This is a genomic window from Butyrivibrio sp. TB (genome assembly GCF_900110805.1).
Classification (GTDB): domain Bacteria; phylum Bacillota; class Clostridia; order Lachnospirales; family Lachnospiraceae; genus Butyrivibrio; species Butyrivibrio fibrisolvens_C.
In genome coordinates this window covers 103206-121060 of record NZ_FOER01000008.1, presented here as the reverse complement: position 1 = coordinate 121060, position 17855 = coordinate 103206, and the positions used below count along the sequence as shown (strand labels likewise).

13 protein-coding genes are annotated in these 17855 nt (G+C 40.6%); 12 read left to right on the top strand and 1 reads right to left on the bottom strand.

The window, feature by feature from the left end; genetic code table 11:
- Positions 1 to 296 precede the first annotated feature (296 nt).
- The 10 genes from BMX21_RS07255 to BMX21_RS07210 all read left to right on the top strand — a co-directional run bounded on the left by BMX21_RS07255 (position 297) and on the right by BMX21_RS07210 (position 13335).
- A complete protein-coding gene (locus BMX21_RS07255; protein ID WP_092042887.1) occupies positions 297 to 1565 on the top strand; it encodes a BMP family ABC transporter substrate-binding protein in 1269 nt (422 codons plus the stop codon).
- A gap of 100 nt (positions 1566 to 1665) precedes the next feature.
- Entirely contained in the window at positions 1666 to 3204 is a 1539-nt protein-coding gene (locus BMX21_RS07250; protein WP_027205433.1) for an ABC transporter ATP-binding protein, read from the top strand.
- The gene (locus BMX21_RS07245) at positions 3201 to 4310 is read left to right on the top strand and encodes an ABC transporter permease (RefSeq protein WP_092042885.1); all 1110 of its coding nucleotides are present in this window, start codon (positions 3201 to 3203) and stop codon (positions 4308 to 4310) included. Before BMX21_RS07250 ends, BMX21_RS07245 begins: the two co-directional genes overlap by 4 nt.
- On the top strand, positions 4307 to 5290 hold the full coding sequence (locus BMX21_RS07240) for an ABC transporter permease (RefSeq protein ID WP_022754519.1): 984 nt from the start codon (positions 4307 to 4309) through the stop codon (positions 5288 to 5290). Before BMX21_RS07245 ends, BMX21_RS07240 begins: the two co-directional genes overlap by 4 nt.
- 9 nt (positions 5291 to 5299) lie before the next feature.
- Positions 5300 to 5893 carry a TetR/AcrR family transcriptional regulator gene (locus tag BMX21_RS07235; RefSeq protein ID WP_092042882.1) on the top strand — a complete coding sequence of 198 codons (594 nt, stop codon included), beginning with the start codon at positions 5300 to 5302 and terminating at the stop codon, positions 5891 to 5893.
- A gap of 87 nt (positions 5894 to 5980) precedes the next feature.
- On the top strand, positions 5981 to 6562 hold the full coding sequence (locus tag BMX21_RS07230) for a xanthine phosphoribosyltransferase (RefSeq protein WP_027205430.1): 582 nt from the start codon (positions 5981 to 5983) through the stop codon (positions 6560 to 6562).
- Between the two features lie 212 nt (positions 6563 to 6774).
- Positions 6775 to 8400, top strand: coding sequence for a diguanylate cyclase domain-containing protein (locus BMX21_RS07225; RefSeq protein ID WP_092042879.1), 1626 nt, complete (start codon positions 6775 to 6777; stop codon positions 8398 to 8400).
- A 204-nt stretch (positions 8401 to 8604) separates the two neighbouring features.
- Complete coding sequence (locus BMX21_RS07220) at positions 8605 to 12066, top strand: EAL domain-containing protein (RefSeq protein WP_143057216.1); 3462 nt, start codon at positions 8605 to 8607, stop codon at positions 12064 to 12066.
- A 38-nt stretch (positions 12067 to 12104) separates the two neighbouring features.
- Positions 12105 to 12332 carry a hypothetical protein gene (locus tag BMX21_RS07215; protein WP_022754514.1) on the top strand — a complete coding sequence of 76 codons (228 nt, stop codon included), beginning with the start codon at positions 12105 to 12107 and terminating at the stop codon, positions 12330 to 12332.
- A 37-nt stretch (positions 12333 to 12369) separates the two neighbouring features.
- Entirely contained in the window at positions 12370 to 13335 is a 966-nt protein-coding gene (locus BMX21_RS07210; RefSeq protein WP_092042873.1) for an ROK family protein, read from the top strand.
- A 358-nt stretch (positions 13336 to 13693) separates the two neighbouring features.
- Here BMX21_RS07210 and BMX21_RS07205 read toward each other — a convergent pair whose 3' ends face one another.
- Positions 13694 to 14599 (bottom strand): AraC family transcriptional regulator, encoded by a 906-nt coding sequence (locus tag BMX21_RS07205; RefSeq protein ID WP_092042870.1) that lies wholly within the window; start codon positions 14597 to 14599, stop codon positions 13694 to 13696.
- A 259-nt stretch (positions 14600 to 14858) separates the two neighbouring features.
- On the opposite strand from BMX21_RS07205, the gene uxuA reads away from it, so the two are divergent.
- Together uxuA and BMX21_RS07195 are read left to right on the top strand one after the other, a co-directional pair.
- Positions 14859 to 15989: a mannonate dehydratase gene (gene uxuA, locus BMX21_RS07200; protein WP_092042867.1), complete on the top strand. Its 1131-nt coding sequence runs from the start codon at positions 14859 to 14861 to the stop codon at positions 15987 to 15989.
- A 117-nt stretch (positions 15990 to 16106) separates the two neighbouring features.
- Positions 16107 to 17723 carry a mannitol dehydrogenase family protein gene (locus BMX21_RS07195; protein ID WP_092042863.1) on the top strand — a complete coding sequence of 539 codons (1617 nt, stop codon included), beginning with the start codon at positions 16107 to 16109 and terminating at the stop codon, positions 17721 to 17723.
- Positions 17724 to 17855 lie beyond the last annotated feature (132 nt).

The following is a 17855-nucleotide window of genomic DNA, read 5'->3' as shown; positions in this document are numbered from 1 at the left end:
ATCTTGATGTGGGGGATTTTTTTGACCTTCTGTTCAAAATTAATAAAAAATACATCTTTTTGTCTTTGAAATTTGTTTGAACAGTCGTTCAAAAATCCATTGACATTAGTAGCCGGAGAACTTATATTTGATAACGTAATAAATACCTCTTAATTTTCTTTTGATCGAGTAGGTGATGTCCTTCTCGATTAATATGTTTTTAAGGGGATTTTGATTTCATCGAAATATAATCAAACGGAGTTTAAGATAATATTTTAAACTCACGGCTTTAAGAGGGCCAGGAAAGGGAGATCATTATGAAGAAGAAACTATTAAGCACTGTTCTTGCAGCAGCTACATGTGTATCTATGCTTGCAGGATGCGGATCATCTGATGGCAAGAGCACAGACAATGGCGCTGATAATACTGCAGAAAACACTGCAGAAAACACTGCAGAAGCTGAAGGCGGCGAGGCACTCTCTGCTTCTGACATCAAGATCGGTGTTATCTACATCGGTGATGAGAATGAAGGATATACAGCAGCACACATGGAAGGTATCGATCAGATGCAGGCTGCTCTTGGAATCTCCGATGATCAGATCATTGAGAAGACACTTGTTCCTGAAGATGAGTCCTGTACAGATGCTGCTGAAGACATGGTAGATCAGGGATGTAATATTATCTTTGCAACAAGCTTCGGTCACGAGTCTTACCTTATGCAGGTTGCTGCAGAATATCCTGAGATTCAGTTCTGCCATGCAACAGGTTATCAGGCTGCTTCTTCAGGCCTTTCTAACTTCCACAACTATTTTGACAACATCTACGAAGCAAGATATGTTTCAGGTGTTGTTGCAGGACTTAAGCTTAACGAGATGATCGCTGACGGCAAGATCACTGAGGATGCTGCCAAGGTTGGTTATGTAGGCGCTTATCCTTATGCAGAAGTTGTTTCTGGTTTCACATCTTTCTATCTTGGTGTTACATCTGTATGCCCTTCAGCTACTATGGAAGTTCAGTATACTAACAGCTGGGCTGATATGACAGCAGAAGGTGAAGTTGCTACATCACTTATCGCTGATGGATGCGTACTTATGAGCCAGCATGCTGATACAACAGGTGCTCCTACAGCATGTGAATCTGCAGGCGTTCCTTGTGTAGGTTATAACGTAGATATGACAACAGTTGCTCCTACATGCGCTCTTACATCAGCTACTAACAACTGGGGTGTTTACTACACATATGCAGTACAGGCTGTTCTTAACGGAGAGGCAATGCCTACAGACTGGACAGCAGGTTACAACGACGGAGCAGTTGCTATCACAGCTTTAAATGATACAGCAGTAGCAGATGGAACAGCTGATAAGGTTGCAGAAGTTGAGAAGGCTCTTGCAGACGGAACTCTTCACGTATTCGATACCAGCAAGTTCACAGTTGGCGGCAAGTCACTTGAAGATGCTATCGCAGAAGGCGGAGATTATGCCAAGTATGCTGATTATGTATCAGACGGATATTTCCACGAATCAGAACTTGCATCTGCACCTGCATTTGATATCATCATCGACGGCATCACTTCTAATGCAAACTAATGCAAACTAATGCATAGTGATACAAAATAGAAATTGTAAGTGCAGACAAGAGCACTTAATGCAAATGAATGCGAACTAATTAAAGTTAAAAAGTAGGATTATTATGGAAAATTACGCGATAGAACTTAAAGGTGTTACAAAGCGCTTTGGTAGTGTAGTTGCCAATAATCAGGTAGATCTCGCCCTTAAAAAGGGCGAGATTCTCTCTATTCTTGGCGAAAATGGAAGCGGTAAGACAACACTTATGAATATGCTCTCCGGAATCTATTATCCGGACGAGGGTCAGATACTCATAAATGGTAAAGAAGTGTCCATCAACTGCCCCAAAGATGCATTTGATCTTGGAATTGGTATGATCCATCAGCATTTCAAGCTTATAGATATACTGACAGCAGCCCAGAATATAATTCTAGGGCTTGATGGTGCTATGAAGCTTGATATGAAGAAAGTCAATCAGGAGATAGATGCTCTTGTAAGTAAGTACGGTTTTGACCTTACTCCTGCAGAGAAGATCTACAATATGTCTGTTTCACAGAAACAGATCGTGGAGATCGTCAAAGTCCTGTACCGCGGAGCTGACATCCTTATCTTCGATGAGCCGACTGCAGTTCTGACACCTCAGGAGACGCAGCGTCTTTTTACTGTTCTTAAGAAGATGAAGCTTCTTGGTAAGTCTATCATAATAATCACTCATAAACTTAATGAAGTTCTTGAGATATCTGACCGCGTAGCTGTCCTTCGAAAGGGTAAGTGCGAGGGCGTAGTTGAGACCAAGGATGCTACAGCTGCCTCTCTTACAGAGCTTATGGTAGGAGAGAAAGTAGAACTCAATATCCAAAGAAGTGATCCTCAAAAGCCCGAGAAACGTATCGAGATGAGAGGCGTAACAGTTAGAAACAGTGAAGGTCTTTCTATACTCAAGGATATCTCATTTGTTGCAAAGAGCGGAGAGATACTCGGCATTGCAGGTATATCCGGCAATGGACAAAAAGAGCTTCTTGAAGCAATAGCCGGCATACAGAAAATAGACAGCGGAGAGATCCTTTATTATCCTCCAAACGGAGCAAGTGTAGAGAAACTTTCTGAAAAGACTGTCAGGGAGATACAGAATCTTAAGATAAGCCTTTCTTTCGTACCTGAAGACAGACTTGGAATGGGTCTTGTAGGCTCTATGGACCTTACTGACAATATGATGATCAGAAGTTACAGATCAGGTAAGAGCAGATTTTTTACCGACAGAAAGACACCTCAGAAGCTTGCGAAAAGGATTGTAGATAAGCTCGAAGTTGCAACTCCCGATATCGATACACCTGTCAGAAGACTTTCAGGTGGTAATGTACAGAAGATCTTAGTAGGACGTGAGATTGCACTTAATCCTGATGTTCTTATGGTTGCATATCCTGTAAGAGGTCTTGATATCACATCTTCATACACTATCTATAACCTTCTTAATGAGCAGAAAGAGAAGGGTGTTGCTGTTATGTGCGTCGGAGAAGATCTTGATGTACTACTGCAGCTGTGCGATAGAATACTGGTACTGTGTGAAGGCAGGATTAGCTGCATAGTAAATGCTAAGCTTACATCCAAAGAAGAAATCGGTATGTACATGACAGGAGCCAGAAAGGCAGGAGTTAAATGATTAAAAGAAGTACAAAAACATCATCACGTATGTCGGTTCATCTTTCAAAACGTGATACCATATCTGTCTGGAAGGCATGGGGAATCAGACTTACCGCTGTTCTTATAGCTCTTGTCGTATGTGCGATCGTGATCGTAGGAATTACAGGTCAGAATCCTCTTAATGTATATTCGGGTATCATAGACGGAGCAGTAGGTTCAAGGCGCCGTATCTGGGTGACAGTCAGAGAGACTGTAGTATTACTTCTTATAGGTGTGGGACTTATGCCTGCATTTAAAATGAGATTCTGGAATCTTGGAGCAGAAGGCCAGATCCTTATGGGAGGAGCTGCTACAGCAGCACTTATGATATATCAGGGGAGCCTTCCTAGTGTGCTTCTTATAATCCTTATACTTATAGCATCAGCATGCGCAGGTATCATATGGGGCTTTTTGCCTGCATTTTTCAAGGCTCATTTTAACACCAATGAGTCTTTGTTCACACTGATGCTCAATTATGTAGCAATGCAGATAATTACTTTCTTGATCGTATTCTGGGAGAATCCTTCAGGATCTAATTCTGTAGGAATTATCAATTCAGCCAATAAAGGCGGTTGGTTTCCTAAGATACTAAGCTCAGACTATACTCTTAATATAATCATAGTATTAGTTGTAACCATTATGATGGCTATATACATGAAATATACCAAGCACGGTTATGAGATCGCAGTTGTTGGTGAAAGCCACAATACAGCTAACTATGCCGGTATCAATGTTAAGAAGGTAGTGATCCGTACTATGCTTATTTCTTCCGGAATCTGCGGCCTTGCAGGTGCAGTGATCGTAAGCGGAGCAAGCCATACGATATCTACCTCTACAGCAGGTGGAAGAGGTTTTACAGCAATCATAGTAGCCTGGATGGCCAACCTTAATCCTCTTGGAATGCTCCTTGTATCTGCATTTCTTGTATTCATGCAGCAGGGTGCTATTCAGATAGCTTCTCAGTACGGACTTAACGAGAATGCATCTGACATCATCACAGGTATCATCATATTCTTCCTTATTGGATGTGAATTTTTCATCAAATATAGGGTACGAGTTGAGAAGAAAAAGGAGGATGCAGCATGACACTTCTTCTTACATTTTTGGTTGCGGCAATAGGGCAGGCTGTACCTCTTTTGTTTGGCGCAACTGGTGAGATCATTACAGAAAAATCAGGTAACTTGAATCTTGGAATCCCAGGTATAATGTATATGGGCGGTATTTCAGGTCTTATGGGAGCCTTTCTTTATGAAAATAATACGGATGATCCTTCTAAAGTGGTAGGAGTTCTTATAGCTATACTTTGCAGTCTTATTGCAAGCGGACTCGGCGGTCTTTTGTACAGTGTACTTACTGTATCACTACGTTCTAATCAGAATGTTGTAGGCCTTGCACTTACCACTTTTGGAGTAGGATTTGGTAATTTCTTTGGAGGATCACTTTCAAAACTTGCAGGTGGCGTAGGACAGATATCTGTAGCTCACACAGCAGAAGGCTTTGGCGCATTTCTTCCTAAGGCACTTCAGAATATACCTGTTGTAGGCAAATTATTGTTTTCATATGGTTTCCTTACATATCTTTCTATTGTTATAGCCGTTATTATTACCTGGTTTTTGACTAAAACAAGAAAAGGCCTTAATCTAATAGCAGTAGGTGAGAATCCTGCAGTTGCAGATGCAGCAGGAATCGATGTTAAGAAAAATAAGTATTATTCTACAGTTATAGGTGCTATGATCGCAGGACTTGGAGGACTCTATTTCGTAATGGAATATCTTCACGGAACATGGTCCAATAACGGTTTTGGTGACAGAGGATGGCTTGCTATAGCACTTGTAATTCTTGCATTATGGAACCCCAACAATGCTATCTGGGGATCGCTTGTATTTGGAGCACTTTATGTTCTGTATATATACATTCCGGGTCTTACAAGAGCTACTTCAGAGCTTGTTAAGATGCTTCCATATGTTGTAACAATCGTAGTACTAGTCATCACAAGTAAGCGTAATAAGCCTGAGAATCAACCACCGTCAGCACTTGGAAGGTCATACTTCCGCGAAGACAGATGAGGAGACTAAATGAAGAATATCGAAAAGAACAATGAAGAGAAAATACTGGACGCAACACTTCGCGTAATCGAATCTCATACAATAAGCGGAACCAGGATCAGTCTTATTGCCAAAGAAGCTGATATGCTCCAGTCCAATGTTTTATACTATTACAAAACCAAGGAAGAAATCCTTGTTGCTATGCAAAAAAGGATATTGGACATTTTTCCAAAGCTTCGTGAGGAGCTTCGTAATAATACCGAGGATACACTTGAGTCAGCACTTGAAGTTTTTTCTAAGAATGAAGAGAATCTTCTCAAGAACTTCCCTGAATACAACCATGCTGAGATGGATTTTTGGGTACAGAGCAGAACCGATGAGGATACTAGAACACGTTTTTCACAGTCGTATGACCTGTGGAGACAGGAGATAAGAGATGTTCTTGTAAAATACGTACCGAATCTTCCGGATAATCTCAAAGAGATCCTTCCGGCTCAGTATGTATCAATGCTTGAGGGATTTACGATTCAGTATCTCATAGATGAGAATAAAATTGACATGACAGAGTATTTTGCCTTGAGCAGACAGCTTATACTAAATATGGTTAAGCCGTATATAAAATAAGAAAAAATAATAACTCAAGAAGTTTGAGATAATAATAATATCGGTATACCAAAACTATAAAAGATATACCCAGCAAGGAGAACAGACATGAATTTTCTGGAAGAACGCATTGCCAGAGACGGACAGGTTAGGGCAGGAAACATTTTAAAGGTAGACAGTTTTTTGAATCATCAGCTGGACGTAGATCTTCTTGATAAGATCGGACAGGCATTTTATGACAAATATAAGGACAAGGGGATCAATAAAGTCCTTACAGTTGAGGCGTCAGGTATTGCTATTGCATGTATGACAGCAAGATACTTCGGTGTTCCTGTTGTTTTTGCCAAGAAAGCCAAGAGTAAAAATCTTGATGGAGATCTTTATACATCAGTAGTTCATTCTTTTACTTACGACAAGGATTACAATGTTACTCTTGCCAAGAAATTTCTTTCATCTAATGATAAGGTTCTTCTGGTGGATGACTTCCTTGCTGTAGGTAAAGCCATGAATGGTCTTATAGATATCTGCAATCAGGCAGGAGCCAAGGTTGAGGGTATCGGCATCGCAATAGAGAAGGGCTTCCAGGATGGCGGTAAGAGACTTCGCGGCGAGGGATATGATGTAACATCACTTGCTATCGTGGATGCCATGGATGAAGAGAAGGGGCTTACTTTCAGAAAACAGGATTGATCGATGATCAAATATAATTGATTTTTAAATAGGCTGTCGCATTAAATGATTATTGCGCAGCCTATTTTTTTGCAAATAGATCCTAATATTATCTCAGTATATGAGCTGTTTTACCCGATATAAGAAAAGAAAATGAGCTTTTTGACTAATATACTGGTTCATTCATGTTTGATCAAATATGAACATGTCTGCATACTAAAAGAGAGAGTTCTATGCGTTCATTAAGAACAAGGATCACAGTAACCATGCTTTTGATTGTCTGTGGGGCGCTTATGCTCGTCACTTTTCTTAGTGCGGTCTATATTCAGAGGACCGAGAGCCGCGAATCCGAAGAGATTCTTATGAACATGTGCGAAGCTGGAGTTCGAAGTCTTGATTATTATTTTGACAGTGTTGAGGATACTGTGATCAAGGTCACTGATTACGCTGAGAATCATCTTGAAGGCCTGGGCAAGGATGACCTTGAGGCTCATATGGAGATTGTCTGCGATTATTTTGACATGATGGCATCAAAGACCAAGGGCGTTCTGACCTATTATTATCGTATAGATCCATCAGTTTCTACTGATGTCAAGGGATTTTGGTATGTGAATGTTGCGGGAGAAGGATTCAAGGAACATGAAGTTACTGATATCACCCTTTACGATGTTGAGGATACTTCCAAACTTGTCTGGTTCACGGCCCCCAAACATGAAGGTAAAGCCATCTGGTTACCTCCTTATATCACTGAGAATCTTGATGCTTATGTTATATCTTATGATGCGCCTGTATATTACAATGACAAGTTTATAGGCGTTGTGGGGATAGAAGTCGATTATTCAATTATGGCGCAGGAAGTTGATGTTATAAGACTTCCAAATAAAGGTTATGCATTCCTTAGTGATGAAAACGGATATCTTTTTTACCATCCCTTTATAGATGTGACTAAGATAAAATCAGGGAATTTATTCGAGATCCCTTATGATACGGCTACTGGAGATGACAATGTAGTCTTATATACATACGAAGGTGTAGACAAAAAAGCTGTATGGCTGCCTCTAAGTAACGGGATGCGGCTTAATGTATCGATCCCGTTAGCTCAGACACAGGCTACCGCGAAGAGACTGGTCCTGAATATTATAATATGCTCTGTCGAAGTTCTGATTCTTGCCAGTATTTTTATGATGATATATACCAAAAGGCTTACAAGTCCCTTAGAACAGCTTACTAAAGCAGCTGAGAAGGTTGAGAAGGGAGAATATGACTTTTCTTTGACTTATGATAAAGATGATGAACTTGGAAGACTTACAAGAGCTTTCCAGAATCTATCTGATAATGTCAAAGAGCATATTAGCGATCTAAGTTCACAGGTGTTTGTGGATTCACTTACCCATGTCAAGAATAAAGGGGCATTGATCAATACCCTTGAGCAGATCCAAAAAGAAATAGATATAGATCCTGACAGCGTAGAATTTGCTATAGGAACATTTGACTGCGACAATCTTAAGCTTATAAATGACAGATACGGACATGACAAGGGAGATATATTCTTAAAGACAGCCTGTTTTGCTATAAGTGATGTGTTTAAACATAGCCCTGTATTTAGAATGGGCGGAGATGAATTTAATGTTATCCTGCAAAAAGAAGACCTTAGTAATATGCAGGTATTGTTAGAACAGTTTGATGATAAAGTCAAAACGATCAATGAAGAGGCTAATAAGCCTTGGGAGCAGGTATGGATATCCAAGGGATTTGCAGTATATGATAAAACAAGGGATAAGACAACTATAGATGTCATGAAAAGGGCCGACGACCTCATGTATGAGAATAAGCGTATGAGGAAAGCCGCGCGGAAGTGAATCTATCCTAGCTTATCTCTGTCCCCGGTGGGTACTCCGGGGCATTGACCTGGCAAAATGGTCCCTTATCTCCTTATCTAGGGGTCATTTATGGTATAATTTTGGTATGTATATTTCTAAAAAATAATCTATTTATGCCGATATACTTATTTGGAAACCTTTTTATCATCTGTAGTAATACACTTGGAAAGGAAGAATAAGTCTGTGAGTGAACTCGAGCCGCGAAATACAATAGATGAGCTGACAGGGCTACCTAATTTTGCCGCTTTTATCGCTATGGCTCAGCATGTTCTCAATGATCCTACCGAACGTAAGGATATTGCGTTCGTCTATTTTAATCTGGAAAATTTCAGATCATATAATGAAGCATATGGACTTGCAGCCGGCAATGACTGTCTTGTTACTGTTGCAAGAACTATTGAGGCATTCTTTCCACAGGAGCTGTGCGGGCGTATTGCGTCTGACCATTTTGGGGTTCTGACAGACAAGGCTGATCTTGAATTCAAAATCGTTGGTGTATGTGATGAGATGCTTCCCTTCAGGATGGATACCCATCTACAGATGAGAGCAGGTATCTATTTTCCTACAGATAAGGACTTCGATGCCCATTCTTGTCTTAATAAGGCCAAGGTTGCCTGTGACAGCATCAGGAAAAAGTATGACTCAATGTTCGGCTATTATGATTCTGCTATAGATGAGAGGTATCAAAGAGAGCGTTTCATAATAGATAAACTGGATAATGCTATAAAGCAAAGGCATATTACTCCTTACTATCAGGCTGTGATTCGTGTTATGACCGGTGAAGTGAGCGGTTATGAAGCTCTTGCAAGATGGGATGATCCTGAGATAGGCAAGATATCTCCCGGAGATTTTGTCCCTATACTTGAAAAATACCAGATGATCAGAAAACTTGACCTGTTCATCTTTGAATCTGTATGTATTGATATAAAAGAGAAGCTGGACTTGGGCGCAGTAGTTGTTCCTGTGTCTATCAACCTGTCCCAGCAGGACTTTTTTGGCGGTGACATAGTAACGGAAGTTGATGATACTATCAAGAAATACGGAATATCCAGCGATCTGTTCCACATGGAAGTTACAGAATCCATCTTCGCCACAGAGCCCGGCAAAGTCGGAGACTGTATTGAAAGATTCAGAAAACTGGGCTATCAGGTATGGCTTGACGATTTTGGAAGCGGATATTCTTCTCTTAATATGCTCAAAGATTACAAGTTTGACTGTATTAAGCTTGATATGATCTTTATGCGCGGATTTGAAGAAAACCACGAGACCAGAGTTATCCTTCAGTCTATGATCAATATGGCCAAGAATCTTGGAATACAGACTGTTGCAGAAGGCGTCGAGACCCAGAAAGCTGCAGATTATCTTAGGAAAATAGGTTGTGAGAATATTCAGGGATTTTTGTATTCGCGTCCTGAAAAGATAGAAGTTACCTTTAATTCTCAGCTTAAGAGAGAATCTGAGGGTATGAGGAAATATTACACCAGAATTGGTAAGGTTAACCTGTTCTCAGCAAATCCGCTTGATCTAAGCGGCGGTAATGTTGATGAAGAGGGTCTTCCCATGGCTATTATGGAGATGAGAAGAGACAGACTCATCTACCTTAGCTGCAATCCTGCTTATCTTAAACATCTGGAAGAGTTGAATCTAAGCAGTCTTGATGAAGCCGAGGAGTTCCTAAACCAGGGCAAGAGGAAACTCCCATCTATATTTGTTAATGCTGTTATAAGGTGTAAGAACTCGGGCAAGCAGGAATCCTGTGACTATATACTAAACGGACAGAATTGTACTTTTCAGGCAAGGCATATCACAACTTACAGAAACAGATCTGCTTATCTTATAACGAGCCTTAATATGTCTGTATATAAGCAGGCTGCAAGATCTGAGAAGCAGCAAGCTCTTCTTAAGTTCATCTATACTCAGTACAACAAGATTGATGTTCTGGATCCTGAGAAGCAGACTGTGGAGAACATATATATTAACAGTTCTGAATATACAATCGCTGATCATATCATGTCCAGTGATGAGTATAGTCAGCAGTTTATAAATGAAAGCGTACATGAACTTGACAGAGACAGGTTCGTTAACTTTTTTTCCAAAGAAGAGATAATAGGCAAGATATCCAATACCAATAAAGAATACATAACAGAATACTTCAGGATCAAGAATAAAGACGGTTATTACAGATGGCAGAAATTTGACGTTATCTTCATAGAAATCAAAAAAAAGCCAATGTTCATGATATGTATAAGTGATATTGACTTTAGCCGTGTAAGGATGCTCCGGGATATGGATGAGAAATTACAGGAAGTTCCAAGGAACCCTGCATTTATGTGGCTTTCAAGTCGTGATTTCTCCAAGATCCTTGGTTATAAATCCTACAATGACTTCTTGGAAGGATCCTTCTACTTTGAAGTCAATCTGACTCAGAATACCATCATTGATATGCATCTTAGTGATATCAGTGAGGTTTACAGCAAATCTTATAAGGAAAGGTTCAATGACTATGAAGGTGTTGTTCGGGATATGATCAACACTCAGGTAGACATACAGGATATTGAGGCTGCTTCACTGTTTTTTGACAGGATCAATATCATAAGAGAGTATAAGGCAGGCAATGAGATAGGGTCTTTGGAATTTCGTTCTTATGCCAAGGGCAAGATGGCATGGCTGCACTGTACATATCAGGTTGTTAAGTCGCAGGAGACAGGAGAGCTTTTTGCTTACTTCTTAAACTACGATGTTGATGAATATAATAGGAAGCTCCTTAAAGAGAAAAAAGCTGTAGAGACAGATTTCCTTACAGGGCTCTTGAACAGATATAGTGCTGTTCCTGTTATGCGTGATTATCTGTTTAATAATCCTGAGAGCTCGTCTGCTCTTATCATGTTGGACCTTGATGATTTTAAGTTTGTTAATGATACTTATGGTCACGGCTGTGGTGATGAGATGCTCAAGGCTGTTGCAGCCAAGCTAAAGGACAAATTTGAGTTATATGGTATAGTATGCAGACTTGGCGGAGATGAGTTCCTGGGTCTTATAACCAATAAGTCCAAGGACTTTGTGGATGAGTTTTTGGCAGAACTTCTTGCTAAACCTGTAACGATAGAATATGACGGCAATATAGTAAAATGCTCCATGTCAGCAGGTTATGCAATGTATCCGTCACAGGGCAAGGAATATCATCATCTGTATGAAATGGCTGACAAGGCAATGTACTCAGCCAAGCATAGCGGTAAAGCTCGATTTTGCATGTATTCTCATAATGATAATGAGGAAAAGATCATTAAGATCGAACTTACAACAGATGAGATTTTAGAGACATTGCCTGCTGCATATGCTGTATGTGAGGTATCAGCCAATAATCCTATTCTTCTTGTTAACAGCGAATTTACAAGATTCTTTAAATGCAGTTCTGTAACGCAGCTTCATAATTTCTGCGACGGACATATAATAAATCTTGTAGCCAAGGAAGACAGAGATGGAGTAATAGATACTATCTATAGCGGTTTTGACAACTATACCGGTCAGACTATCAAGATGGCAGTTAACTTCAGGCAATATGATGGAAGTGAAAGTAAGTGTATGTGTCATATCAGATTTGTAAGGACAAGAGAAGGCAAGAGACTTCATGTCATGATAACTTAAAGCATATTGCGCCAAGGCGCGGAAAGCGGGGTAAATATATGATAATTGTAAAATCTCAGACATTTACAACAGAGCGTGAACTTAATGAGTATATCATGAATAAGATGACAGATCCTGTTAAAAAGGATGCTGCATTCAAGGTTCACAGGATCATACCTGTAGTACTTACTTCTTCAGCAGGCAAGGGCGAAGAATTCTCGATATCATCTACCATCAACTATGTCCTTGAAAGTGAAGAAACACTTGATACCAAGAAGGTATACTAAAAATATGATCAGGAGGCCATAAAGAGGAGGAAAAAGCATGGGTGACAAGTACAACATATGCCTTGATATCGGCGGAACCAAGATTCTGGGAGCAATCTTCGACAAAAAAGAAAATATCACTTACAGGCTCAAGAAGAAGACCAAAGAAGGCGGAGAGAGCGCCGGCAATGTAGAAGAAGTCATAATCAGTGTTGTTGACGAACTTATAAAGGAATCCGGAATCGATAAAAAAGATATAAATGCTATAGCAGCAGGGGCTCCGGGTGTCATAAACCAAAAAGACGGTATCATACTCTTTTCCCCGAATCTTCCTTGGAAGAACTATGATATCAAGTCTCCGATTAAGAAAAAATTCGGTGTGCCCTTCTATATTGGCAATGATGTAAACGTAGGAGTTCTGGGTGAGTATAAATACGGCGCTGCCAAGGGCTATAAGAATGTCGCAGGCTTCTTCGTAGGAACAGGTATGGGCGGCGGCCTTATACTTAATGGCAAACTCTTTACAGGCAATGAGTTCAAAGCTGCCGAGTACGGCCATATGATATTGGATCCCGAAGGCCCCTTATGCAACTGTGGTCAGAGAGGATGCCTTGAAGCTTTTTCCAGTAAGCAGGGTATGTCTTCTTACATAAGACAGCAGGTATCAAGAGGCCGCAAGAGTGAGATGGCTGAAGCCGTTGAAGGTGGCGTATTTAAGAGTAAGATCCTTAAAAAGGCTCTGGAAAAAGAAGATAAGGTTGCCATGGAAGCTGTTGACAGAGCTTGCCACTTTCTTGCCATCGCATCCGGCAATATGATAAATACCATAAGTCCCGATATCATAGTATATGGCGGCGGAGTTATGGAAGCTGTAGGAGATATCTTCATGGAGAAGATCCTTGCAGAAGTTGACAGATACTGTATGCCGTCCATAAGAAGTACGGTTGAGCTTAAAAAAGCAGCCCTTGGAGACGACTCCATACTCTATGGAGCCCTCTCTATGATAAATGATCAGAAGGGCTGACCTGCGATCATGATTAGGTAACGCAAACTTCCCATTTGCCAAACAGACTCCGGCCCTTGGATCTACGTTTTGCCGGGTGGTTAAAAAGTATTGTCGTGTCTTGAAGGTGTTATAATTCAAGGCATGATATCTAGATATTTATATTCTAGGGTCTGAAACTCGCTGCGCTCAGACATGCAGACCCTAAGAAGAATATAAATATCTAGCTATCATGCTCTTGAATTTAATAACACCTTCAAAAGAACACGACAATCCTTTTTAATCACCCGACAAAGCGCAGTTCCAAGGGTCGGAGTCTGTTTGGCAAATGGGAAGTCTTCAATGAATAATATATTGTCATTAAGCATAGAATCTTGTTTTATTCCGGCATAGTATGTATATCAACATATTCTCTTGGAGAGTAGCTATACTCCTTGCGGAATGCCTTGTAGAAATTTGAATAGTCGTTAAAGCCATACGTGATATACGCTTCGCTTATAGGCGTGCCGCCCAGCATCAGGTCTCGGCACCCGGCGAGGCGTTTTTTAACAATATACTGGTGAACAGAAAGGCCGAGCCTGTTCTTGAATTCATGTACGATATAGGACTTGCTGACATAGAGCTTTTCTGCGAGTACGTCAAGGGACAGATTGTCAGTAAGGTGCTCGTCTATATAAGATATGAGCCTTCCCATCATGTCTGTGTTCTCGGGTACGCTTATCTTGTTCTCGGATTCGTAGACATATCTTGTAAGCGTAAGGAGTAGTTCTGATGAATATATCCTGAGAAAAGCATCATGGCCGTAGTGCACAGTACTGATCTCTTCAAGGACAGTAATGGCACGGGATTGTACCTGATAAAAGAGCGCAGTCTCAAGATGGTGTACATATCTGCCCTTATCAGCTTCATCTATAAGGTATGAATAGTCGGATGATATGCTAGAGAGCTCTTTTAGATACATATCACTTATCCAGAATACAAATCGGCGATATGGCTTTGGGGCCTGATCATCTACTGCGTGGTTTTTGTCTATAACTCTTTTTATGGCATGGTGAAAAAGCCCTGGAGGAAATACAACGATATCTCCCGGAGTTAGCTTTATTGTATCTGCCACATTTTCAATCTGCATGTCTATATCGCCTTCTAAAAAAAGATAGAATTCATAATAGTCATGCGAATGCATCTCTACGGGCTTTATCACAGTATCGCTGTAATAATAAAGCTCGAATAGGTCTGAAAGCATGGTCTGTCTGGTTGTAAAATCACTTCTAAGTTCTCTTCTCATAATACCTATATTTTAATGCCAAATTTGCAAACTACGCAACTTTTTTATCAATTGTAATTATGGCATAAAAGCACGAAAATAGGTATTGTAAACGTTTTCACTGCAATTTGCTGATACTTTATGCAGAGGGCCCCTTTACAGGGGCTCATAGTTTAAAGCTGCAGATTGGGTGATTGCTGTTGACATCCTGTCGGGAGACTGAGGCAGATTGATGATCGTTAAAAAAATTATTTATATAAGAGAATGGAGATTTTGAATTATGGAAATGACTCTTCGCTGGTATGGTAAGGAATTTGATACTGTTAAGCTGTGGCAGATCAGACAGATCCCTGGTGTTAAGGGTGTTATTACAACACTTTATAATAAGGCAGCAGGTGACCTCTGGACACAGGATGAGATCAAGAAGCTCAAGGCTGACGTAGCAGAAGCTGATATGCACATCTCAGGTATCGAGTCCGTTAATATTTCTGATGATATCAAGATCGGCGGCGGCAAGCGCGATGAGCATATCGACAATTATATCAAGACTTTAGAGAACCTTGGTAAAGAAGACATCCACATGGTATGTTATAACTTCATGCCTGTATTCGACTGGACCAGAACAGAGCTTGCAAGAAGAAGAGCAGATGGTGCTACAGTTCTTGCATACAACCAGACAGCAGTTGATAAGATCAATCCTGAAGATATGTTCGCATCTATCAATGGTGACATGAACGGAACAGTTATGCCTGGCTGGGAACCTGAGAGAATGGCCCGCGTTAAGGAACTCTTCGAGATGTACAAGGATATTGATGAAGAGAAGCTTTTTGAGAACCTTGTATACTTCCTTAAAGCTATCATGCCTGTATGTAACAAGTATGATATCAAGATGGCTATCCATCCTGATGATCCTGCATGGAACGTATTCGGACTTCCTCGTATCATCAATAATGAGAAGAATATCCAGCGTATGATGAAGGCTGTTGATGATGTACACAACGGTGTTACATTCTGCTCAGGTTCTTATGGTACAAATCCTGAGAACGACCTTCCTCAGATGATCAGAAATCTTAAGGGACGTATCCACTTTGCACACGTACGTAACCTTCAGTTCAATACATTCCAGCATGAGGACGGAAGTCAGGTTACAAGCTGGGCAGGAGAGAAGATCCCGGTTGGTCCTGCTGATTTCGAAGAGGCTTGCCACCTTTCTTCAGACGGAAGCTTTGATATGTATGAGATCGTTAAGGCTCTCTATGAGACAGGTTTTGACGGACCTATCCGTCCTGACCACGGCCGTATGATCTGGGATGAGAAGGCTATGCCTGGTTATGGTCTTTATGACAGAGCTCTTGGTGCTTGCTACATCCAGGGTCTTTGGGAAGCAATCGACAAGGCAGCAAGAAGATAATCGATTATCATTTTGGATAATGATAGATCTTTTGGAAAAATAAATAACAAGTATGTATTCTTGAATGAAAACACTCAAGGATACATACTATAAAACTTAGATAATTGGAGATTAGTCATGAAACTTACAGTAGAAGGAATTAAAGATACAAACGCTTGGGAGTCCAAGGGATATCATCTTCCTGCTTATGACAGAGAGCAGGTTATAAAGAATACACAGGAGGCTCCTGAATGGGTACACTTTGGTGCTGGTAACATCTTCCGTGCATTCCATGCAGTTCTTGCACAGAACCTTATTGAAAAGGGACTTATGAATACAGGTATCGTAGTTGCAGAAGGATTCGACTACGAGATTGTTGAGAAGGCATATAAGACATACGAGGATCTGTCTATCCTTGCAATCCTTAAGTCTGACGGATCTGTTGAAAAGCAGGTCATCGGTTCTATCGCCAAGTCATACATCCTTGATTCTGAAAGAGATGCAGAATTTGAAGGTCTTAAGAATGTATTCAGAAATAAGAGCCTTAAGCTCTGCACATTCACAATCACAGAGAAGGGTTACAACCTCAGAAAGCCTGACGGAAGCTATATGGACGCTGTTGCAGCAGATATGCAGGAAGGTCCTTCCAAACCTCACAGCTATATCGGTAAGGTAGCAGCTCTTCTTGCTGAGAGATATTCAAATGGTAAACTTCCTATCGCTATGGTCAGCACAGATAACTGCTCACATAATGGTGAGAAGCTCTATGCAGCAATCTATGATTTTGCTAAGGCATGGGCTGATAATGGCAAGATCGATGCAGGTTTTGTAGACTATATAAATGATAAGAGCCTTGTATCATTCCCTTGGTCTATGATCGATAAGATCACACCAAGACCTGATGACAGCGTTAAGGCTATGCTTGCAGAGGACGGCGTAGAAGGTCTTGAGCCTGTAATCACAGGATTCCATACATATGTTGCTCCTTTTGTAAACGCAGAAGAGAGCGAATATCTTGTAGTAGAAGATGACTTCCCTAACGGAAGACCTGCTCTTGAAAAGGCTGGTGTTATCTTCACAGACAGAGATACAGTTAATAACGTAGAGCGTATGAAGGTTACAACATGCCTTAATCCTCTTCACACAGCACTTGCTGTATACGGATGTCTTCTTGGATATACAAGAATCTCAGAAGAAATGAAGGATGCAGACCTTGTTAAGCTTATAAATCAAGTTGGTTATGTAGAAGGACTTCCTGTTGTAGTAGATCCAGGCGTTATCAATCCTAAGGACTTCATCGATACTGTAACAAAGGTTCGTCTTCCTAACCCATTCATGCCTGATGCTCCTCAGAGAATCGCTACAGATACATCTCAGAAGCTTGCAATCCGTTTTGGCGAGACTATCAAGAGCTACATCGCAGCAGATGATCTTGATGTACACTCACTTAAGGCTATTCCTTTCGTACTGGCAGGATGGCTTCGATATACAATGGGTATAGATGATAAGGGCGAAGAGTTTGAATGCAGCTCAGATCCTCTTCTTGAAGAGGTAAGTGCTATCACACGTACTATCAGCCTTGGCGATACAAGATCATGTGATGAACTCAAAGCTGTTCTTCTTCCTATCCTTAAGAAAAAAGAGATCTTCGCTGTAGATCTTGAAGAAGTAGGCCTTGCAGATACTGTAGTAGCTAACTTTAAGAAGCTTATCGAAAAAGAAGGCGCTGTAAGAGAAAACCTTGCTGCACTTTAATCTATGATATAAGATCATTTGCATCAGATAGATGTTTAGATAAGATCTTTTAGCTCTAGCTATAAACACCTTATAATGTTTTTATAATTACTTAAGACTGCCATCTTATATGCCGAAATAAAGAACGGATTA